Here is a 21,065-nt window from a genome sequence, read left to right as displayed (position 1 = left end):
CATGAGCCAGATCCAACCAAAAGAGGGGTTCAACCTCTCCAAATGGGCGCTAGACCACCCGGCGCTCACGCGCTACCTGATGGTGGTGCTGATGCTGCTGGGCTTTGCCGCCTACTTCCAGCTGGGGCAGGACGAAGACCCGCCCTTCACCTTCCGTGCCATGGTGGTGCGCACCTACTGGCCCGGCGCCACGGCGCAGCAGGTGGCGGAGCAGGTCACCGACAAGCTCGAGCGCACCTTGCAGGAGGTGCCCTACGCCGACAAGATCCGCAGCTACTCCAAGCCTGGCGAGTCGCAGATCATCTTCCAGATCAAGGACTCGTCCAAGGCGGCCGAGGTGGCCAACGTCTGGTACACCGTGCGCAAGAAGATCGGCGACATGCGCTACACGTTGCCCTCGGGCATCCAGGGGCCGTTCTTCAACGACGACTTCGGTGACGTGTATGGCGTGATCTACGCGCTTGAATCCGAAGGCTTCAGCTACGCCGAGCTCAAGAACTTTGCCGACGACGCACGCCAGCAGCTGCTGCGCGTGCCCGACGTGGCCAAGGTCGAGCTGTTTGGTGTGCAGGATGAAAAGCTCTTCATCGAGATTTCGCAAAAGCGCCTTTCGCAGTTGGGCCTGGACATGAACCAGGTGCTGGCCCAACTGGGCCAGCAGAACGCCGTGGAAGGCGCGGGCGCCGTGCAGACGCCGCTGGACCAGGTGCAGGTGCGCGTGGCCGGCCAGTTCAATGCGGTGGAAGACCTCGCGGCCATGCCGATCCGCGGCCCCTCCGGCGCGCAGCTTCGCCTGGGCGACATCGCCGAGATCAAGCGTGGCTACGTGGAACCCACCGCCGTGAAGGTGCGCCACCAGGGCAAGGAAGTGATCGCCCTGGGTGTCTCCATGACCAAGGGCGGCGACATCATCGCCCTTGGCAAGGCGCTGCATGTGGCCACCGACCGCATCGGCTCCGCGCTGCCCGCCGGCGTGAAGCTGGTGAACGTGCAGGACCAGCCCAAGGCCGTGGCCACCTCGGTCAACGAATTCGTGAAGGTGCTGATCGAGGCCGTGGTCATCGTGCTGGCCGTGAGCTTCGTCGCCCTGGGTTTCCACCGCCGCCCCGGCAAGCAGCCGCTGTGGAAGCGCTGGTACATCGACCCGCGCCCCGGCCTGGTGGTGGGCATCACCATCCCCATGGTGTTGGCCGTGACCTTTCTGGGCATGTGGTACTGGAACATCGGGCTGCACAAGATCTCGCTGGGCTCGCTGATCATCGCCCTGGGCCTCCTGGTGGATGACGCCATCATCGCCGTGGAGATGATGGTGCTCAAGCTCGAAGAGGGCTACGACAAGGTGCGCGCCGCCACCTTCGCCTACGAGCTCACGGCCATGCCCATGCTCACAGGCACGCTGATCACGGCGGTGGGCTTTCTGCCCATCGGCATCGCCAAGTCGACCACCGGCGAGTACACCTTCGCGATCTTCGCGGTGACGGTGCTCGCGCTGGTCCTGAGCTGGATCGTCTCGGTCTACTTCGTGCCCTACCTGGGCACCCTGCTGCTCAAGGTGCCGGCCCATGTGGCCCACGCTCAGGAGCACCACGGCGTGGAGGCGGGCGGGCACGAAGTGTTCGACAGCCCGTTCTACAACTTCTTTCGCCGCTTGGTCACCTGGTGCGTGCGCCACCGCTGGATCACCATCGCCCTCACCGTGGGTACGTTTGCCCTGGGCATCTTCGGCATGGGCCAGGTGCAGCAGCAGTTCTTCCCCGATTCGAGCCGCCCCGAGATCATCGTCGACGTGTGGTTTCCCGAAGGCACGTCCTTCGCGGGCAACGAAGAGGTCACCAAGCGCGTGGAAGCGCGCCTGCTGGCCGAGCCGGGCGTGAACACCGTGAGCACCTGGGTGGGCTCGGGTGTGCCGCGTTTCTACCTGCCGCTGGACCAGGTGTTCCCGCAGAGCAACGTGTCGCAGTTCATCGTGGTGCCGCAGGACCTGAAGGTGCGCGAGAGCCTGCGCATCAAGCTGCCCGGCCTGCTGGCGCAGGAGTTCCCTGAAGTGCGTGGCCGCGTGAAGCTGCTGCCCAACGGGCCGCCCGTGCCTTACCCGGTGCAGTTCCGCGTGGTCGGGCTGGACCCGCTGGTGCTGCGCGAGCGCGCCGACGAGGTCAAGGCCGCGCTGCGCGAGAACCCCCAGATGCGCGGCGTGAACGACAACTGGAACGAGTCCGTGAAGGTGCTGCGCCTGGAGGTGGACCAGGCCAAGGCGCGCGCCCTGGGCGTGACCAGCCAGTCCATCGCCCAGGCCAGCAAGACCATTCTTTCGGGCACGCAGGTCGGCCAGTTCCGCGAGGGCGACAAGCTCATCGACATCATGCTGCGCCAGCCGCTCGATGAGCGCAACGCCATCACCGACATCGCCAACGCCTACCTGCCCACGGCCTCGGGCAAGTCGATCCCGCTCACGCAGATCGCCAAGCCCGTGTTCACCTGGGAGCCGGGCGTGATGTGGCGTGAGAACCGCGACTACGCCATCACCGTGCAGGGCGACGTGACCGAAGGCGTGCAGGGCGCCACCGTCACCGCGCAGCTGCTGCCGGGCCTGCGCGCCATCGAGGCCAAGTGGCGCGAGGCGGGGCAAGGCGGTTACCGCATCGAGGTGGCAGGTGCTGTGGAGGAAAGCTCCAAGGGCTCGGCCTCCATTGCGGCGGGCATCCCGATCATGCTGTTCGTCACCTTCACGCTGCTGATGCTGCAACTGCACAGCTTCAGCCGCGCGATGCTGGTGTTTCTGACCGGGCCGCTGGGCCTGGCCGGGGTGGCGGGCGCGCTGATCCTGCTCAACCGCCCCTTCGGCTTTGTGGCCCTGCTTGGCGTGATCGCGCTGATGGGCATGATCCAGCGCAACTCGGTGATTCTGATTGACCAGATCGAACAGGACCGCGCCAAGGGCATCCCCGCGTGGGACGCGATTGTGGAATCCGCCGTGCGCCGGCTGCGCCCCATCGTGCTCACGGCGGCCGCTGCCGTGCTGGCCATGATCCCGCTGTCGCGCAGCGTGTTCTGGGGTCCGATGGCCGTGGCCATCATGGGCGGGCTGATCGTGGCCACGGTGCTCACCTTGCTGGCCCTGCCGGCCATGTACGCCGCCTGGTTCCGCGTGAAGCGGCCCGAGGACGAGCGCGCCGCCCTGGCCTGAGAGGCTGCGAATCCCAGCCTCTGAGTACCCGCCGATGGCCATCCCCCTGCTGCTGGCAGGGGCCTCGGGGCAGGGTGAACCCTTGCACGCAATGTGCATGCGGAAATCGGTGTGCGCCGCTTCTCAGGTTAAAATCTAAGGTTGACCGATTTCACACAGGCGGCGGGCATAGCTTGCCGCCTGTTTGTTTGTTAGTTGTAGAACCGCGCGGGTGGCGAAATTGGTAGACGCACCAGGTTTAGGTCCTGACGGTAGCAATACTGTGCGGGTTCGAGTCCCGCCCCGCGCACCATCCATGTGAGACTTTGCGGAACACTGCGCTGCAGACAGCACGATCACATCCATAAGAGGAATAGCCATGTCCGTTACTGTTGAAACCCTTGAGAAGCTCGAGCGCAAGATCACGCTGAGCGTGCCCCTGACCGTGATCCAGACCGAAGTCGACACGCGTCTGAAGCGCTTGGCGCGCACCGTGAAGATGGACGGCTTCCGTCCCGGCAAGGTGCCCATGAACGTGGTCGCCCAGCGTTACGGCTATTCCGTGCAGTACGAAGTGCTCAACGACAAGGTCGGTGAAGCGTTTGCCGTGGCCGCCAACGAAGCCAAGCTGCGCGTGGCCGGTCAGCCCCGCATCACCGAAAAAGACGGCGCCCCCGAAGGCCAGGTGACCTTCGACGCCATCTTCGAAGTGTTCCCCGAAGTCAAGATCGGTGACCTGTCGGACGCCGAAGTCGAGAAGCTATCGGCCGATGTGACCGATTCGGCGATCGACAAGACCATCGACATCCTGCGCAAGCAGCGCCGCACTTTCGCCCAGCGCGCCCAGGGCGCCGCTGCCGAAGACGGTGACCGCGTGTCTGTGGACTTCGAAGGCAAGATCGACGGCGAGCCGTTCGAAGGCGGCAAGGCCGAAGACTTCCAGTTCCTGGTCGGCGAAGGCCAGATGCTCAAGGAATTCGAAGAAGCCGTGCGCGGCATGAAGACCGGCGAAAGCAAGACCTTCCCGCTGGCTTTCCCTGCCGACTACCACGGCAAGGACGTGGCCGGCAAGACGGCTGACTTCCTGGTCACGGTCAAGAAGATCGAAGCCGCCAACCTGCCCGAAGTGAACGACGCCCTGGCCAAGTCGCTGGGCATCGCCGACGGCTCGGTGGACGGCCTGCGCGCCGACATCAAGAAGAACCTGGAGCGCGAAGTCAAGTTCCGCCTGCTGGCCCGCAACAAGCAAGCCGTGATGGACGCCCTGGTGGCCAAGGCCGAACTCGACCTGCCCAATTCGAGCGTGCAGGCCGAAATCGGCCGCCTGCTGGAAGGCGCCCGCGCTGACCTCAAGCAACGCGGCCTGAAGGACGCCGACAAGGCCGAGATCCCTGAAGACGTGTTCCGTCCCCAGGCCGAGCGCCGCGTGCGCCTGGGCCTGGTGGTGGCCGAGCTGGTGCGTGCCAACGAACTGCAGGCCAAGCCCGAGCAGCTCAAGGCCCACATCGACGAGCTGGCTGCCAGCTACGAGAAGCCCGAAGACGTGGTGCGCTGGTACTTCGGCGACCGCCAACGCCTGGCCGAAGTGGAAGCCGTGGTCATCGAGAACAACGTGACCGACTTCGTGCTGGGCAAGGCCAAGGTCGTTGACAAGGCCGTGTCGTTCGACGAACTGATGGGCCAGCAAGGCTAAAGCCGGTGTTCGCCAGCCATCCTTGTGTGGGTGGCCCGGCGATAGCTTGCCGCAGGGGCTTGTGCTTTCATGCACAAGCCCCAATTCATTTCTGGGTACAGTACGTGCTTGCACTGGAGAAAACATGAGTTCACTGGATACACAAGCCCTGGGCATGGTCCCCATGGTCATCGAGCAGTCGGGACGCGGCGAGCGCTCCTACGACATCTATTCGCGCCTGCTCAAGGAGCGCATCATCTTTCTGGTGGGCGAGGTCAACGACCAGACCGCCAACCTGGTGGTGGCGCAGCTGCTCTTTTTGGAGAGCGAGAACCCCGACAAGGACATTTCGTTCTACATCAACTCGCCGGGTGGCAGCGTGACGGCCGGCATGGCCATCTACGACACCATGCAGTTCATCAAGCCCGATGTGTCGACCATGTGCGTGGGCTTTGCGGCCAGCATGGGCGCCTTCCTGCTGGCGGCCGGCGCCAAGGGCAAGCGTTTTTCGCTGCCCAACTCCAAGGTCATGATCCACCAGGTGCTGGGCGGCGCACGCGGCCAGGCCACCGACATCGAGATCCATGCGCGCGACATCCTGCGCACCAAGGACCAGATGAACCGCATCCTGGCCGAGCGCACGGGCCAGCCGCTGGAAAAGGTCAAGAACGACACCGAGCGCGATTACTTCCTCACGGCCGACGAGGCCAAGGACTACGGCCTGGTTGACCAGGTGATCGCCAAGCGCCCCTGATAAGGGTAGCGTGATCGGTCAGCGGCGTTGGTTTCCCTGAAAACGGGGGGCACCCGGCTTGCCTGGTGCCTCCCTCCTGTAGGCTTGGGTGGAGTGCGGTGCATTCCCGCCCTGGAAAGCAGGCAGTTTCCCGGGGAAACAGCGCCGCTTTTTATTTGGTTATCATCTCCCGACAACTTTCCGTAACAAGGCATTGCCCCCATGGCCGAGAAAAAAGGCTCCTCCAGCGAGAAAACCCTCTACTGCTCTTTCTGCGGCAAAAGCCAGCACGAAGTGAAGAAGCTGATCGCCGGACCGTCCGTCTTTATCTGCGACGAGTGCATTGACCTGTGCAACGAAATCATCCGTGACGAGCTGCCCTCCGGCGACCTGGCCAAGGACGCCAAGAGCGACCTGCCCACGCCCCTGGAGATCAAGTCCAACCTGGACAACTATGTCATCGGCCAGGACGTGGCCAAGCGCACGCTGGCTGTCGCGGTGTACAACCACTACAAGCGCCTGCGCCACAAGGACAAGGCGCACAAGGACGACATCGAGCTGTCCAAGAGCAACATCCTCTTGATCGGGCCCACGGGTTCGGGCAAGACGCTGCTGGCCCAGACCTTGGCGCGCATGCTGGACGTGCCCTTCGTGATGGCCGACGCCACCACGCTGACGGAAGCCGGCTACGTGGGCGAGGACGTGGAGAACATCGTCCAGAAGCTGCTGCAAAGCTGCAACTACGAAGTCGAGCGGGCCCAGCGCGGCATCGTCTACATCGACGAGATCGACAAGATCTCGCGCAAGTCGGACAACCCCTCCATCACCCGCGACGTGTCGGGCGAGGGCGTGCAGCAGGCGCTGCTCAAGCTGATCGAAGGCACCATGGCCAGCGTGCCGCCCCAGGGCGGGCGCAAGCACCCGAACCAGGACTTCTTGCAGATCGACACGACCAACATTTTGTTCATCTGCGGCGGCGCGTTCGCCGGCCTGGAGAAGGTGATCGAGAACCGCACCGAGGCATCGGGCATCGGTTTTGGCGCATCGGTCAAGAGCAAGAAGCAGCGCTCGCTGACCGAGGTGTTCACCGAGATCGAGCCCGAGGATTTGATCAAGTTCGGCCTGATACCCGAACTCGTGGGCCGCATGCCCGTGGTGACGGCCCTGGCCGAGCTCAGCGAAGACGCGCTGGTCGAGATCCTGACCGCGCCCAAGAATGCGCTGGTCAAGCAGTACAGCAAGCTCCTGGCCATGGAAGGCGTGGACCTGGAGATCCGTCCTGCAGCGCTCAAGGCCATCGCCCGCAAGGCGCTGGCGCGCAAGACCGGTGCCCGGGGCCTGCGTTCGATCCTGGAGCAGTCCCTGATCGGCACCATGTTCGACCTGCCCAACCAGAGCAATGTCGAGAAGGTCGTGGTGGACGAATCCACCATCGACGAAAGCAAGCCGCCGCTCCTCGTGTACCGAGAAGCGGCCAAGAAGGCCTGACATGTCCCCGTGGTGCCATGCAAGCCCCTTCTTGCATGCACCGCGCCTGGCTACGCCGCCATTCAACCCTTGTGCCAGCACGGCTGGGCACGGGGGTTGAAAATCCCCACATGTGGACCATATTCCACAGAGTTAACTGAGGATTTCCATGTCCGGACATACCCCCCTGCCAGCCACCCCCATTGACCTGCCGCTGTTGCCCCTGCGCGACGTGGTGGTGTTCCCCCACATGGTGATACCGCTCTTCGTGGGCCGCCCCAAGAGCATCAAGGCGCTGGAGCTGGCCATGGAGGCCGACCGCCGCATCATGCTGGTGGCCCAGAAGGCCGCCGCCAAGGACGAGCCCTCGGTGGCCGACATGTTCGACGTCGGCTGCGTCTCCACGATCCTGCAGATGCTCAAGCTGCCTGACGGCACCGTGAAGGTGCTGGTCGAAGGCCAGCAGCGCGCACTGGTGTCTTCCATCGAAGACGCCGAGACGCACTTCAACGCCACCGTGACGCCCGTGGAGCAGTCCGCCGAGGCCACCAAGCCCAGCGAGATCGAGGCCCTGCGCCGCGCGGTGATGCAGCAGTTTGACCAGTACGTCAAGCTCAACAAGAAGATCCCGCCCGAGATCCTCACCAGCATCTCCAGCATCGATGATCCGGGTCGTCTGGCCGACACGATTGCCGCGCACCTGCCGCTCAAGCTTGAGAACAAGCAGATCGTGCTCGACCTGTCGGACGTGAAGGCGCGCCTGGAGAACCTGTTCGAGCAGCTCGACCGCGAGGTCGACATCCTGAACGTGGACAAGAAGATCCGTGGCCGCGTGAAGCGCCAGATGGAGAAGAACCAGCGCGACTTCTACCTCAACGAGCAGGTCAAGGCCATCCAGAAGGAACTGGGCGAGGGCGAAGAGGGCGCGGACATCGAGGAGATCGAAAAGAAGATCAAGCTCGCCAAGATGCCTGCCGAGGCGCGCAAGAAGGCCGATGCCGAGTTCAAGAAGCTCAAGCTCATGTCGCCCATGTCGGCCGAGGCCACCGTGGTGCGCAACTACATCGACGTGCTCACGGCACTGCCTTGGGCCAAGAAGACCAAGATCAAGCACGACCTGGTGAATGCCGAAGGCGTGCTCAACGAAGACCACTTCGGCCTGGACAAGGTCAAGGACCGCATCCTTGAGTACCTCGCAGTGCAGCAGCGCGTGGACAAGGTGAAGGCGCCCATCCTGTGCCTGGTGGGCCCTCCTGGCGTGGGCAAGACCTCGCTGGGCCAGTCGATCGCCAAGGCCACCGGGCGCAAGTACGTGCGCATGGCCCTGGGCGGCATGCGCGACGAGGCCGAGATCCGCGGGCACCGCCGCACCTACATCGGCGCTTTGCCGGGCAAGGTGCTGCAGAGCCTCTCGAAGGTGGGCACGCGCAATCCGCTGTTCCTGCTCGACGAGATCGACAAGCTCGGTACCGACTTCCGTGGCGACCCGTCGAGTGCGCTGCTGGAGGTGCTGGACCCCGAGCAGAACCACACCTTCGGCGACCACTACGTCGAGGTGGACTTCGACCTCTCCGACGTGATGTTCGTCGCCACGTCGAACTCGATGAACATCCCGCCGGCCCTGCTCGACCGCATGGAGGTGATCCGCCTGTCGGGTTACACCGAGGACGAGAAGACCAGCATCGCCATGAAGTACCTGCTGCCCAAGCAGCTCAAGAACAATGGCGTGAAGGACGAGGAGCTGGAGATCACTGAGCCCGCCGTGCGCGACATGGTGCGCTACTACACCCGCGAAGCCGGCGTGCGCTCGCTGGAGCGCGAGCTGTCCAAGATCTGCCGCAAGGTGGTCAAGGGCCTGCAGCTCAAGAAGTACGAGCCGCAAGTCGTCGTCACCGCCGACAACCTGCCCGACTTTCTGGGTGTGCGCAAGTACACCTACGGCCGTGCCGAGGCGCAGAACCAGGTGGGCCAAGTGGTCGGCCTGGCGTGGACCGAGGTGGGTGGCGACCTGCTCACCATCGAAGCCGCCGCCATGCCCGGCAAGGGCGTGATCACGCGCACCGGCTCGCTGGGCGACGTGATGAAGGAATCCGTCGAGGCCGCCCGCACTGTGGTGCGCAGCCGCTCGCGCATCCTGGGCATCAAGGACGAAGCCTTCGAGAAGCGCGACATCCACATCCACGTGCCCGACGGCGCCACCCCCAAGGACGGCCCGAGCGCCGGTGCCGCCATGACCACGGCCTTCGTCTCGGCACTCACGGGCATCCCCGTGCGCGCCGACGTGGCCATGACCGGCGAGATCACGCTGCGCGGCGAAGTCACCGCCATCGGCGGCCTGAAGGAGAAGCTGCTCGCGGCCCTGCGCGGCGGCATCAAGACGGTGCTGATCCCTGAAGAGAACGTGAAGGACCTGGCCGAGATCCCGGACAACGTCAAAAGCGGTCTGGAGATCGTGCCCGTGCGCTGGATCGACAAGGTGCTGGAAATCGCCCTCGAAACCATGCCCGTGCCCCTGACGGACGAAGAGGTGGCCGTGGCGCCTGCGCCATCGACCGACAAGGCTGCTGCGCCTGCGGCAGATGGCCTCAAGCACTGATACCTGGTAGCGAAGCTGCTGGGTAAAAAGTCGATGGAGTGAAGGCATCGCAAATTTTTTGAGGGGACTTTCAGAGACCCCCAAAAAATGCGCTACAATTCACTCCATCGCAGCACACAACGTACTAAACGATGTACAATGTAAGGCTTCGGTAAAATGCGGGAATAGCTCAGTTGGTAGAGCGCAACCTTGCCAAGGTTGAGGTCGAGAGTTCGAGACTCTTTTCCCGCTCCATACATCGCAGGCTGCTCAGGCAGCCGGCAAACAAAAAGGATCCTTCGGGATCCTTTTTTGTTTTTCGCCATCCTCTGCGCTTGGTCATCTCCTTGCCTGTCGGCCGCTGCCGGGTGGCAGCTTCCTTTGCTCAGTCACCCCCGCGCAGTCGTTGCGCCTGCAGCGCTGCACGGCGCTCGCGCTTGCCGATGCGGGTGGCTCCATCGCCGCACGCCGAACCGCATCGCTCAGCCCCTCATACCGTCTCCAACTCCGATGCCTGCGCCAGCACGGCCTGGCAGATGCTCAGGGGCCACCCCATGTGCAGCGGGTGAAGCCGCGGACGGCGGTGATTCGCGCCCGGCGAGGATAGGTTCCTGCCGCAGAGGTGTCGCCGACCAGCACCGAGAAGTCCGACAGCTGTGCCGTGGCCTGGGCCTGCCAGCAGTCGGCGCCGGCCAGTGGGCGCGGCGGGACCACGTTGACCGCAGGTCGCGCAGAGTCGAGCTTGATGCGCTGGAAGTTGGCCCGAAAGAACGGGCCGGTGCCCTTGAATGTTTCCCGTCCGGGTCTGAATTCCAGTTCACCGCCATCGTTGGGCTCGAACCGCAGGATGCCGGTTGCCTGGAGTTGGCCTGTGATTTCCACGGACCCGTAGAGGCTGGCTCTGTCCAGGGAGACTTCCTGGGCCAGGCGCTTCGCGGGGGCGCAATTGGCGGTAGTCGCATCCCCTTGGGTGGCTACGAGCGTGTTGCCGCGAACCGACACTATCGCGAAGGCTGCAGGCATGCGGGCCACCAACTGGGCGGGGCGGATGGTGCAATAGTCGTCTTCGCTGCCTTTGCCGCAGATGAGGCGCACGCAGTGGTCCTGCGCAGCGGCTGGCTGCGCTGATGCGGCCCCCACCAGCAGCAGAACCAGAGCGCCGTGCAGGACCGAGGCGCAGAGCCTTGGCGAGTGTCCGCTTGTGGGCATGGTGGAAACCTCCGAAACAGCTTGCTGATCAGGATAGCGGAGCACGTTACTTGAAGGTGCTGCTCAGAATCACCCACTCGATTCCGTCGCCATCGCCGCCCACGTCTTCGTGCCTGGCAATGTTGATCGCGAGCTCGGGGCAGTCCTGGCCGTCACCCAGCCATTTCGTGTTCCGAAAACTGAGCTTCATCGCCTTGAACTGGCGCTTGAGTTTGGCGAAGCTGGTGTTGCGGTGCAGGTCCACGCCCTGGTACTTCAGCGTGCCGGCGAGGAATTCGATGTCCTGCACCTTGCTGCCGTCGTAGCGCACGCGGATGAAAGTGGATTTGTCGGCGGTGAGGAAGTCGTCCTCGTCGGGGTAGCTGCCGGGCTTGGGTGGCACAAAGCCCGCTGCGCCCATCGCCTTGCGCAGCGCTTCGCGATTCTGGCCCATGCTGACCTGCAAGGTGCCGCAGGTGATGCCCTGGCGCGGGACCAGTTGCCAGGAGGTGTTGGCTAGCATCCCCGTACCGCTGCTGCAGGGGGCGGTGGGTTGGGACATGGCGCTGCCGGCAAGCAGTGCAGTGCACCAGGCGAATATCTTCAAAAGGCGGAGCATGGAGACGCGGTCCTCGTTGTCGCATTCATGGATGGAGCCCCAGTCCCCGGGCGCAGGAGGGGCGCTGGAGGGCGAGCATACCTTCGAGCGCAGGTAACGTCCTACCCCGCGTGGCTGGCAAAACCCACCACCTTCCATTGGCCGTCTGCTGTGCGCCGAAGCGTGATGCCAAACAGGCAGGGGCTGCCCACGAATTCCACGCGCACCTGCGGTTCGTCGAGCGTGCGGCCGGCAGCCCATCGGCGCAACCGGTTGCCATGCGATTGGAATGGGAGGGTGTAGTCCAAGCGGGCGGGAGGACACAGCTGGCGTTGTGCGTTGGTCTGCAGTTGGAGGGGCGTCGTGCCGGTGGCGGGGCCGGCCAGCGTGCGCCCGAATGCCGCTGCGTAGTCGCGCTGCTCCACGTCGCGTACAAAGGCCTGGGCGGTGGCGATGGCCTCTGTGGGCAGGTGCTGCTGGTGCAGCAGCCACCAGAGCATTAGGGCGCCGGTCGCGGCGGCCAGCACCACGGCCAGGACAAGCTGCTTTTTCCAGGACGGCTTCAGGACGCCCACCAGTGCGTGACCATGAAAGGCCGCTGCTGCCCGGGGATGGACACCATGATGCTCCCGCGCCCGCACAGCGGGCCGCAGCGCTGGCCCAGGTAGCGGATGGCCACGGAAGGCACGGGCTGCGTGGCGCCTGCGGGCAGCACGGCCGCCGCGCCGCGCTCCAGGTGGGCGAGCACCACGAACTGGTCTTCGCCGTCCAGTGTTTGTGTGACCTGGTGGCAGGCTGGGCCGCCACCCCGGGCGGGGGCGGCGGCCTGCAGCAGCGCCGCCGCGCGCCGCCCGTCGATCAGGGCCATGCGCTCGGCCTCGGTCTTCCACTGCGTGGGTTTGGCGTGGGCCTGGCGACTGAGCTCGCTGCGGTCCAGCAGCACCGTGACGCCCTCCTGCACCACCGACAGGCAGTCTGCAGGCGCGCGCGTGCGCTGGGCCACGGTGCGGGTTTCGTCCACGTCGGTGCCCGCAGGCGGGCGCGCGGGTGGTGTGCCGTGGGTCTCCGTCCCTGCGCCCATGGTCAGCGCTGCAGCCAGGCAGGTGGCCCGCAGCCATGGGCTCCTGCTGGGGATGGGGTGCTGGTCGCGGAGTGCAACGCGGCGGGGTGGCGGTGTGGCGTCCTGGATCATGGTGGGGTTCAGCGGGACCCGCGCCGGTACGCCGAGGGCGTCAGTCCCAAGGCTTTGAGCAAGGCCGTACCCATGTGCGACTGGCTGGCGTAGCCCGCCGTGGCGGCCACGTCGGCCAGCGTACCGTGCGGTGCGTGCAGCAGATGCCGCGCACGTTGCAGCCGGCGCTCGTTCACGTAGGCGTGCGGCGTCATGCCGGTCAGCTGTTTGAAGTGGCGCAGAAAGACCAGCGGTGTGTGCTGCACCCGGGCGCTCAACGCCGCGAGCGACAGGTCTTCGTCGGGGTGGCCGATCTCGTCATCGATGCGCTCCAGCACGCGCGCGTACAGCGGTCGCAGTGCTGCTAGGGCCTGGGCGCTGGCCGGGGCCGCATGGACGGCGTCGAGCCCGGCCAGAAAAGCCTGCACCAACGCCTCCACCTGCCCGGGCGGTGCCTGCCGCACCAGCAGCCCGCGCAGTGCCAGGGCCTGCAGCAGCAGGGCAGGGGGTGCGGTGCGCTGCGGGCGGGTTGCGGGCTGCCCGGCATCCGCACGGGATGCATCCCAGCGGACCACCAGGTACTCGCCGCCCGTGGCCGATTCCGAGAACACATCCAGGCCCGGCGGCGTGAACGACATCGTGCCCACCCAGGTGTCGAAGTCCTCGCGCCGGTCGGTGCCTATGGCGTGAACGCCGCGCTGGCGCTCCAGCGCAATGCCGAAGGAGGCCCGCTGCGCATCGTCCCGTGCACTGTAGGGCGAGCGCGCGAGCAGTTCCACCGTGAAGGCGGCAGGACCCGGAGCGGCTGAAATTCCGTGATAGACGATGGAATGCACGGTGGGGATGATGGCAGCTTTCAACCAGGAGATCCATGTGAAGACCATAGGTCTGATCGGCGGCATGAGCTGGGAATCGACCGCCGAGTACTACCGCCTGATGAACCAGGAAGTGCGCAAGCGCCTGGGGCCGCTGCGCTCGGCGCAATTGCTCATCCACAGCGTGGACTTCGGCCCCATCGCCCAGGCCCAGCACGAAGGCCGCTGGGACGACGCCGGCGCCCTGCTGGCTGACAGCGCCCGCATGCTGCACGCTGCGGGCGCCGACGCCATCGTGCTGTGCACGAACACCATGCACAAGCTGGCCGGCACCATTGCCGCCGCCACGCCGCTGCCGTTTCTGCACATCGCCGACCCCGTGGGACAGGCTGCGCGACGGCAAGGGCTGCGCAAGCTGGGCCTGCTGGCCACGGCGTTCACCATGGAGCAGGCATTTCTCAAGGACAAGCTGGTGCAGGACTACGGCCTTGAAGTCGCCACGCCTGACGGGCCCACCCGCGCCGAAGTGCACCGCGTGATCTACGAAGAGTTGTGCCAGGGCATCGTGCGCGATGCGTCGCGCCTCTTCTACCAGCAAGCCATTGCGCAACTGCAGGCCCAGGGCTGCGACGCCATCGTGCTGGGTTGCACCGAGATATCGCTGCTGGTGCAGCAAGGCCACAGCCCGCTGCCACTGCTGGACACCACGGCCCTGCATGCGAAAGCGGCGGTAGATTTTGCGCTGCAGTAGCCGGCGGTTGGCAACGGTGCCTGCAAATTCGGTTAGAATCTGAGGCTAGCGGCGCGATAGCAAATCGGTTATGCCCCGGATTGCAAATCCGGTTAGACCAGTTCGACTCTGGTTCGCGCCTCCAGAATTCTTGAAGCCAGTATTGAAAAGCCCGCTATCGCATCGATAGCGGGCTTTTTTGTTATGGCCGTTTCTCGGCAATCCTCCCACCGGGCTGGATGGACGGGGTCGCTTTGTTGGGGGTTCGCATGGCAAGCCCGTGCCCGCGCTCACAGGGGCGCGAGTGCACCCACCAGCGAGGGCGTGAAGTCGGCACCGCCTTCGGGCTTGGCCCCATGGGCCCATGCCAGCAGGGCGGCGGGTGGCATGGGGCGCGCGAACAGAAAGCCCTGCAGTTCGTCGCACTCCATGGCCAGGAGAATGTCGCGCTGTCGCTCGGTCTCCACCCCCTCGGCCACAACACGCAGGCCCAGGGCGTGGGCCAGGCCCACCACGGCGGCCACCACGGCGCGTGCGTTGGTGCTGTGTTCAAGGTCTCCCACGAAACTGCGGTCGATCTTGAGCTGCCGGGCGGGCAACTGGCTCAGGTAGCGCAGGCTGGAGTAGCCTGTGCCAAAGTCGTCGATGGACAGGTACACGCCGATATCGCCGAGCCCCTCGAAGGTGTGCTGCACGGCCTTGATGTCCTCCATCGCCACGGTCTCTGTGATCTCGCACAGCAGCTGCGATGCGTCCAGGCCATGGTCCTGTAGGGTCTGCCCGATGCGGTCGACCAGGCCTTTGTCGCGCAACTGGTGTACGGACAGGTTCACCGCCACGCGCATGCGCAGGCCGTCGCGGCCCCACTCAGCGGTCTGGCGGCAGGCCTCGTCGATGACCCATTGGCCGAGACGGCCGATGAGGCCTATCCGCTCCGCCAGAGGAATGAACACGAGCGGGCTGACCATGCCGTGGAGCGGGTGATTCCAGCGCAGCAGGGCCTCGACACCGCTGATCTGGCCCCGCCGCCCGTCGATCTTGGGCTGGTAGTGCAGGGACAGTTGTCCCCGCTCCAGCGCATGGCGCAGGTCGCTCTGCAGTGCCAGCTGCTCCGACACGTCGGACACCATATGGGGCTCGAACAATGCGTAGCAGCTGCCGCCTGCGCGCTTGGCGGCGTACATCGCTGCGTCGGCATTGGCCACGATCTTGTTGCTCTCGCTGTGGCCCGGGTGCACCACGATGCCGATGGAGCAGGAGATCTCGATGCGCCGCCCCGATGCCTCGAAGGGCTGCGACAACGACGCCAGCACCCTTTGGGCCACAGAAATGCTGGCTTGTTCGTCGGCAACGTCGTTGAGCAGGATCAGGAACTCGTCGCCACCCACGCGGGCCACGGTGTCGCAGTCGCGGGCCTCGTCGCGCAGGCGCGATGCCGCCTTGCGGATCACGACATCGCCCACCGCATGCCCGAACGAGTCATTGATGGGCTTGAACCCGTCCAGGTCCACGAACAGCACGGCCATGCGTTCGACCACCCCGTCGTGGTTGCTGCGCTCCAGCCGGCGGGTGGCCTGGGCCAGGCGGTCCTCGAACAGCAGGCGGTTGGGCAGCCCCGTCAACGGGTCGGCAAAGGCGCGCTGCTGGAGCTCTTCGTTGGCGGCCTGCAGGCGTGCGTTGCTCTCGTGCATGGAATGCGATGCGCCTCGCGCGGCGCGCTGCAGCCTGGAATCCAGGATGGACGTGAGCAAGGTGACCACCAGCAGTGCGCCCGCAATCATTGCCACAGCCGTCTGCAGGCCGGGCCCACCCAGCTCGCCGGCAGTCAGGCAGACCGAGCCCGCCGCGAAGCTGGCGGCCGCCATGCCCAGGTAGTGCGTGCCGCAGATCGCCATGGCGAACACGAATGCCGCCGCCAACTGATAACCCATGCGCCGAGGCCGCTCCACCCGGCGCAGCAGCTTGAAGATGAGCAGCGCCAGCGTGGACGCGAGGAACGACACCAGCACCGACAGCGCCACCAGCGGCATGTTCCAGGTGATGCCGGGCGACATGCGCATGGCGGCCATGCCCAGGTAGTGCATGGCGGTGATGCCGCCGCCCATCGCCATGGCGCCGAGCAGGATGCGCAGTTTGTCGAGCCGCTTTCGGCTGGCCAGTTCCAGGGCCATGCCGGATGCCGCAACCGCCGCCAGCCAGGACGCGAAGGTCAGCCCCTGCGAGTAGCCGATGGGAATGGGCAGCTCCAGCGCCTGCATGCCTACGAAATGCATGGACCAGATGCCGGTTCCCATGACCAGCGAACCCGCAGCCCACCAGGCCAGGCCGATGCCGCGTTGCGAGGTGCGCACCCTGCGGGCCATGTCGAAGCTCACGTAGGAGGCGAACATGGCCATGGCCAGCGACACCGCCACCAGGAAGAGGTTGTAGCTCGAAGGCATGAACGCTGTCACGAAAGCTTCCGATCCCGATCAAAGATGCAGAAATGGCCTGACAGTGGGCAGGCCGGGCGAGCATGGCGCCCTCTCCAGTGCGAACCGTTTGGAACAAAGTTCTGAACACGGCCCGAACGACGGAAAGCGTAACTCTGTCGCATGGAAAAACCGTTAGAAAATGCAAGCTGACCATCTTCCCAGGGGTGTTCGCGCTGCGCTGTAGGTGAAAGGCCCGTCGGGCCGCTTCCGTCTGTGGATGGCTGATCGACAATCACACCATGCAATTCCAGCCCATTCTTGAAGAAATCGTCGAGACAGTGCGCCCTCTGCTGGGCGCACAAGGCCAGGTGGCCAACTACATCCCGGCGCTGGCGCGGGTGCCGGCGGCCCAGTTCGGCATCGCGCTGCGCACCTGCGATGACCAGGAGGCGCAGGCCGGCGACAGCGGTACACCGTTCTCGATCCAGAGCATCTCCAAGCTCTTTTCCCTGACCCTGGGGATGGGTGCTTTGGGCGACACCCTGTGGGACCGCATCGGCCGCGAACCCTCGGGCAACCCGTTCAATTCGCTGGTGCAGCTCGAGGCCGAGCAGGGGACGCCGCGCAACCCCTTCATCAATGCCGGTGCGATTGCCGTCACCGATCGCCTGGTCAGCCAGGGCGACGCCAAGGCCGCCATGCTGGAGCTGTTGTCCAGCCTGTGCAACGAGCCGGTGCACTTTGACGAGGAGGTGGCCGCCTCGGAAGCCGCCACCGGCTTTCGCAACATGGCGCTGGGCAACTTCATGAAAAGCTTCGGCAAGATCGACAACGATGTCGCAGCCGTGCTGGATGCCTACTTCCACCACTGCGCGGTGGGCATGAGCTGCCTGCAGCTTGCGCGGGCCACCGGCTACCTGTGCCGCGATGGCCGCCACCCGTTCAGTGGCGAGCAGCTGCTGACCGAGCGGCAGACGCGCCGCATCAATTCGCTGATGCTGACCTGTGGCACCTACGACGCGGCCGGAGAGTTCGCGTTCCGCATCGGCCTGCCCTGCAAGAGCGGCGTGGGCGGTGGCATCGTGGCGGTGGTTCCTGACCGCCTGAGCCTGTGCGTGTGGTCGCCCGCGCTCGATGCAACCGGAAACTCGCTGCTGGGCATGCACGCGCTGGAACTGTTCACCGCCAGGACCGGGCTGTCGGTGTTCTGATTGCGGACCCTCGGCACGGCCGCGCTGCGCAGCAGGCCAGTGAGGATGTCCTCCACGACCAAGGCCGCCGATCCTGCACACTGCACGCCGGTTCCGTAGTAGCATGGAACCGCCGCAGCACCAGCGGCTTCCTCCCCTCGTGACCATCACGAGTTCAAGCCCGCCTCCATACGGGCTTTTTTCCGGGTGGAGCATGGGCGACTCAAGCTCGATCTGCAGGCACCCGCCCCGTGCCGCGCAAGGCAGACGCAAATTTTTTGGCGCCGAAGTTTGCAAGCCCAAAAAATGGCGCTATAATTTGAGTCTTGCTGATGCAGACTGACGGTAACGACAGCAGCACAGTGAAATGCGGGAATAGCTCAGTTGGTAGAGCGCAACCTTGCCAAGGTTGAGGTCGAGAGTTCGAGACTCTTTTCCCGCTCCAGATTCAAAAAGGGAAGCTTAGGCTTCCCTTTTTTCTTGGTGTCGTGCAATGGCAGCTTCTGATGGCGCCATTGTGTGACCGGATGCGACAGGGCATTGCACACCCGCACGGCCCACGCTACGCTGCCATGCAGATCCGTGCCTTGCACGGCCGCCGTGGTCAGCCGGCGCCCCGATGGTGAAATTGGTAGACACTGCGGACTTAAAATCCGCCGCTTTCCTGAAAAGGGGCGTGCCGGTTCGACCCCGGCTCGGGGCACCAACACAAGCATTTCAATCTCCTTGGTCTTCCCTGCAATGGGGAAAATCGATTGAAATCATGGGGGTGCATCGGTTGGGATGCACTGGGTTTCCGTGCTGTGCGGAACACTTCTGAAGTTTCGTTTCCCGTTTTTTCCCACTTAACCGGCGCGGACACGGGTTGGTGCGCAGACCGGGCAAGGCGCCGGCCCGGTTGCTGGCAAGCAGTCACCGGCAGCCGTTTTCGATCGGATGGGAATACCCCATTGATGGCATGCAGGTTGTGCCGTACGCCCCATGCGCCGGGCTCAGCGCAATGGCTTCTGCGCCACGCGATCCAAATGGCCTTGGCGCCATGAGAAAATAGCGCTATCGTGGGGCTGAAAGGCTGCACCAGCGCCGACAAGGCTCCATCTTTCCCCCATTCCAGGGCAAGCCAGCAGGCATGAGGCTTGCCGACCCCGGCTACGGGCACTATTACGATTCAGTCATGTCAAGTTACAACGCACCCTTCGAAATCCACGTCCACGGCCAGGTCCAGCTGCGCGCCGATGCCAGCTTCGACCAGATCCAGGAGGCCTTGAAGCCCTTGTGGAAGTACGCTGGCGCGCGTTCTTTGGCCGATGGCGCTGCCAGTGCCTATGAAGAAGAGCCGGGCATCAAGTTCGACGCGCAGGAGCATTTGCTGCAGATGTGCTGGACCGTGCGCGGCGATGAGGACTTCCGCCAGTCGCTGGACGAGATGTGCATGAGCCTCAACGAGCTGTCCGAACTGGGCGCTGCCATCGAGGTCACCTTCTACGACGCCGACTTCGATGAAGACGAAGACGGCGAAGAGGGCGCCGAGTCGCGCGATGACTTTCTGATGCTCTTCGTGGGCCCCACGCCGGCCGCCATCATGCAGGTGCAGCGCGACCTGCTGGTGCAGGACGTGGTGAACATGATGGAACGCCATTTCGACGGCGCCGAGCTGGGTGGTGTGGTGGCCGAGATCGACAAGCTGTTCAGCCAGCGCTTCGATGCCCTGGTGAACTCGCTGGAGATCGGCAAGCCCCCGCGCGGCCCCGGTGGCGGCGGCTCGGGCGGCAGCGGCCATGGTGGCGGCGGCCGCCGCCCGCGCCACCTGCACTGAGCTCGTTCGTTGCACGCGCCGCGGGGGCGATCAGCAGGGGACTCCGGCTGTGGGCGGCTACCTGCGGCTGGAGAGTGAAGAGTCCGTTGCCGCCTTCCTCATTTCCATCGGCACCGCTCCTTTTCCGGCAGGTCCTCTGGCGGTGGTGCGTCATCTTTGTTGAAGTGAAAGCGCGTGACCAGGACCAGGTGGTGGTAGGTTGTTGAGCCATCGATGACCGGCTGTGCTGGAGGTGGGCCGAAAGGCGCCGATGCGCGAACCACCTTGAGCATGTGCTTGTCCAGCAAACGGTTCTTCGATGACTCCATGATCTCCACCTGCTCCAGGGCGCCGCTCCTGGCAACGGTGAGTCTAAGCACTCCTTTGCCATAGAGCTTCTTTCCATCTCGGCTCGGGAAATGGCGCGTGCCGCAGTCTTCCAGGCGCCGCATGGTTCCCTCGAAGAAGATCTTCATCTCCGGCGTCATTTGGGATGCGGGCGACACGTACAGGTTCGACGCCCCTTGCGTACGGCGTTCGATCTCTGCGAGGTGCCGTTGGAGTTCCCGCTTGCGGGAGGATTCTTCCATGCCCGCCAGATCGCTCTTGAGCTTTTTCATCAGCTCTGCCTGCTGTTGTTCCAGCTGCGCAATGTTTGTCTGAACGGAAGATGCGGTGGGTGGTGAAGACTCTGGGGAGGCCGTGGCGCTTGCCGAAGCCAGCAGCGTTACAAGCGCGACGGTGTGCAGAAATCGCATGGCTGATCGATCCATCTCGCGGGGGTGCAAAAATGCACTATAGCCCCTGGGCATTACTTCCTGGCCTGTGCCTCAAGGCTGCCGCCGTTCCTCGTTGCCGACAATTCTCACCCTATGACCGCCGCCGCATTGCCCTACCTGCAGTCCTACCCCGCCCCCCTGCAGCAGCAGGCCCGCGACCTGCTCGCCCAGGGCCGCCTGGGCGCGGCGCTGCTCAAGAAGTACCCCGAGGCCCATGCCGTGCGCAGCGACAAGGCGCTGTACGACTACGCGCAGGAGCTGAAAAGCCGCCACCTGCGCAATGCGGGCACCGTCAACAAGGTCATCTTCGACAACAAGATCCACGTGGTGCGGCATGCCCTGGGCCTGCACACCACCGTATCACGGGTGCAGGGCAATCGCCTGGCCACCAAGCACGAGATCCGCATTGCCGCGATGTTCAAGCAGGGGCCGGACGAGTTTCTGCGCATGATCGTGGTGCACGAACTCGCGCACCTGCGCGAGAAGGACCACGGCAAGGCCTTCTACCAGTTGTGCCAGCACATGGAGCCGCAATACCACCAGTACGAGTTCGACCTGCGCCTGTACCTCACGCATGTCGAGCACTCCGGCGAGCGGCTGTGGGGTGGGGCGCCTGCGTAACGATGTGGGCGAAACCGAGGGGGTGAGTTGCCGAGCGCTGGCGGGGCTCATACGGATTTGCATTTGATCGTATAGCTAGGCGGGAGCCGCAGACAGTGCTGTAGCACGGCAAGGCGAACCAACGACGCTATACGGTTAAAGGCAAATCCGTATC

Annotated in this window: 16 protein-coding genes and 5 tRNA genes; 14 read left to right on the top strand and 7 right to left on the bottom strand. The window is 64.7% G+C overall.

Going from position 1 to position 21,065, the window contains the following annotated elements; all coding sequences use genetic code 11:
• Position 1: 1 nt before the first annotated feature.
• From QYL93_RS21235 to QYL93_RS21205, 7 genes are all read left to right on the top strand, one after another.
• Complete coding sequence (locus tag QYL93_RS21235) at positions 2-3,184, top strand: efflux RND transporter permease subunit (RefSeq protein ID WP_305745515.1); 3,183 nt, start codon at positions 2-4, stop codon at positions 3,182-3,184.
• A 205-nt stretch (positions 3,185-3,389) separates the two neighbouring features.
• Positions 3,390-3,476: transfer RNA gene (locus QYL93_RS21230), tRNA-Leu, on the top strand.
• A 66-nt stretch (positions 3,477-3,542) separates the two neighbouring features.
• On the top strand, positions 3,543-4,856 hold the full coding sequence (gene tig / locus QYL93_RS21225) for a trigger factor (RefSeq protein ID WP_179679217.1): 1,314 nt from the start codon (positions 3,543-3,545) through the stop codon (positions 4,854-4,856).
• A gap of 124 nt (positions 4,857-4,980) precedes the next feature.
• The gene (gene clpP, locus QYL93_RS21220) at positions 4,981-5,589 is read left to right on the top strand and encodes an ATP-dependent Clp endopeptidase proteolytic subunit ClpP (RefSeq protein ID WP_305745514.1); all 609 of its coding nucleotides are present in this window, start codon (positions 4,981-4,983) and stop codon (positions 5,587-5,589) included.
• A gap of 201 nt (positions 5,590-5,790) precedes the next feature.
• Positions 5,791-7,056 carry an ATP-dependent Clp protease ATP-binding subunit ClpX gene (gene clpX / locus QYL93_RS21215; protein WP_057200959.1) on the top strand — a complete coding sequence of 422 codons (1,266 nt, stop codon included), beginning with the start codon at positions 5,791-5,793 and terminating at the stop codon, positions 7,054-7,056.
• A gap of 148 nt (positions 7,057-7,204) precedes the next feature.
• The gene (lon, locus tag QYL93_RS21210) at positions 7,205-9,631 is read left to right on the top strand and encodes an endopeptidase La (RefSeq protein ID WP_057200958.1); all 2,427 of its coding nucleotides are present in this window, start codon (positions 7,205-7,207) and stop codon (positions 9,629-9,631) included.
• A 158-nt stretch (positions 9,632-9,789) separates the two neighbouring features.
• A tRNA-Gly gene (locus QYL93_RS21205) sits at positions 9,790-9,865 on the top strand.
• Positions 9,866-10,150: 285 nt separating this feature from the next.
• Here the strand turns inward: QYL93_RS21205 and QYL93_RS21200 are convergent.
• The 5 genes from QYL93_RS21200 to QYL93_RS21180 all read right to left on the bottom strand — a co-directional run bounded on the left by QYL93_RS21200 (position 10,151) and on the right by QYL93_RS21180 (position 13,427).
• Complete coding sequence (locus QYL93_RS21200; protein ID WP_305745513.1) at positions 10,151-10,819, bottom strand: hypothetical protein; 669 nt, start codon at positions 10,817-10,819, stop codon at positions 10,151-10,153.
• A 46-nt stretch (positions 10,820-10,865) separates the two neighbouring features.
• Positions 10,866-11,321, bottom strand: coding sequence for a hypothetical protein (locus tag QYL93_RS21195; protein ID WP_305745512.1), 456 nt, complete (start codon positions 11,319-11,321; stop codon positions 10,866-10,868).
• 197 nt (positions 11,322-11,518) lie between these two features.
• Positions 11,519-11,971: a hypothetical protein gene (locus tag QYL93_RS21190; protein ID WP_305745511.1), complete on the bottom strand. Its 453-nt coding sequence runs from the start codon at positions 11,969-11,971 to the stop codon at positions 11,519-11,521.
• Entirely contained in the window at positions 11,959-12,588 is a 630-nt protein-coding gene (locus QYL93_RS21185; protein WP_305745510.1) for a hypothetical protein, read from the bottom strand. The genes QYL93_RS21190 and QYL93_RS21185 overlap by 13 nt, the downstream gene beginning before the upstream one ends.
• 8 nt (positions 12,589-12,596) lie before the next feature.
• Positions 12,597-13,427 carry an AraC family transcriptional regulator gene (locus QYL93_RS21180; RefSeq protein WP_305745509.1) on the bottom strand — a complete coding sequence of 277 codons (831 nt, stop codon included), beginning with the start codon at positions 13,425-13,427 and terminating at the stop codon, positions 12,597-12,599.
• Here QYL93_RS21180 and QYL93_RS21175 point away from each other — a divergent pair.
• Both QYL93_RS21175 and QYL93_RS21170 read left to right on the top strand, forming a co-directional pair.
• Positions 13,414-14,133 (top strand): aspartate/glutamate racemase family protein, encoded by a 720-nt coding sequence (locus QYL93_RS21175; protein ID WP_305745508.1) that lies wholly within the window; start codon positions 13,414-13,416, stop codon positions 14,131-14,133. The genes QYL93_RS21180 and QYL93_RS21175 overlap by 14 nt on opposite strands.
• A 50-nt stretch (positions 14,134-14,183) precedes the next feature.
• Positions 14,184-14,257: transfer RNA gene (locus QYL93_RS21170), tRNA-Cys, on the top strand.
• Positions 14,258-14,402: 145 nt separating this feature from the next.
• Here the strand turns inward: QYL93_RS21170 and QYL93_RS21165 are convergent.
• Positions 14,403-16,553 carry a bifunctional diguanylate cyclase/phosphodiesterase gene (locus tag QYL93_RS21165; RefSeq protein ID WP_305745597.1) on the bottom strand — a complete coding sequence of 717 codons (2,151 nt, stop codon included), beginning with the start codon at positions 16,551-16,553 and terminating at the stop codon, positions 14,403-14,405.
• A 272-nt stretch (positions 16,554-16,825) separates the two neighbouring features.
• Here QYL93_RS21165 and QYL93_RS21160 point away from each other — a divergent pair, with 272 nt between their 5' ends.
• The 4 genes from QYL93_RS21160 to QYL93_RS21145 all read left to right on the top strand — a co-directional run bounded on the left by QYL93_RS21160 (position 16,826) and on the right by QYL93_RS21145 (position 19,532).
• Complete coding sequence (locus tag QYL93_RS21160; protein WP_305745507.1) at positions 16,826-17,737, top strand: glutaminase; 912 nt, start codon at positions 16,826-16,828, stop codon at positions 17,735-17,737.
• 348 nt (positions 17,738-18,085) lie between these two features.
• Positions 18,086-18,161: transfer RNA gene (locus tag QYL93_RS21155), tRNA-Gly, on the top strand.
• 168 nt (positions 18,162-18,329) lie between these two features.
• Positions 18,330-18,422 (top strand) — tRNA-Leu (locus QYL93_RS21150).
• 468 nt (positions 18,423-18,890) lie between these two features.
• The gene (locus tag QYL93_RS21145; protein WP_057200943.1) at positions 18,891-19,532 is read left to right on the top strand and encodes a DUF6806 family protein; all 642 of its coding nucleotides are present in this window, start codon (positions 18,891-18,893) and stop codon (positions 19,530-19,532) included.
• Positions 19,533-19,630: 98 nt separating this feature from the next.
• Here the strand turns inward: QYL93_RS21145 and QYL93_RS21140 are convergent, their stop codons facing one another.
• Positions 19,631-20,269: an energy transducer TonB gene (locus tag QYL93_RS21140; RefSeq protein ID WP_305745506.1), complete on the bottom strand. Its 639-nt coding sequence runs from the start codon at positions 20,267-20,269 to the stop codon at positions 19,631-19,633.
• A gap of 114 nt (positions 20,270-20,383) precedes the next feature.
• Between QYL93_RS21140 and QYL93_RS21135 the strand changes: the two genes are divergently transcribed.
• The gene (locus QYL93_RS21135) at positions 20,384-20,911 is read left to right on the top strand and encodes a M48 family metallopeptidase (RefSeq protein WP_305745505.1); all 528 of its coding nucleotides are present in this window, start codon (positions 20,384-20,386) and stop codon (positions 20,909-20,911) included.
• The last annotated feature ends 154 nt before the right edge of the window (positions 20,912-21,065 follow it).

This window comes from Acidovorax sp. A1169, from assembly GCF_030704685.1.
Taxonomy (GTDB): Bacteria; Pseudomonadota; Gammaproteobacteria; order Burkholderiales; family Burkholderiaceae_C; genus Acidovorax.
This window is presented reverse-complemented; position numbering and strand designations above follow the sequence as displayed.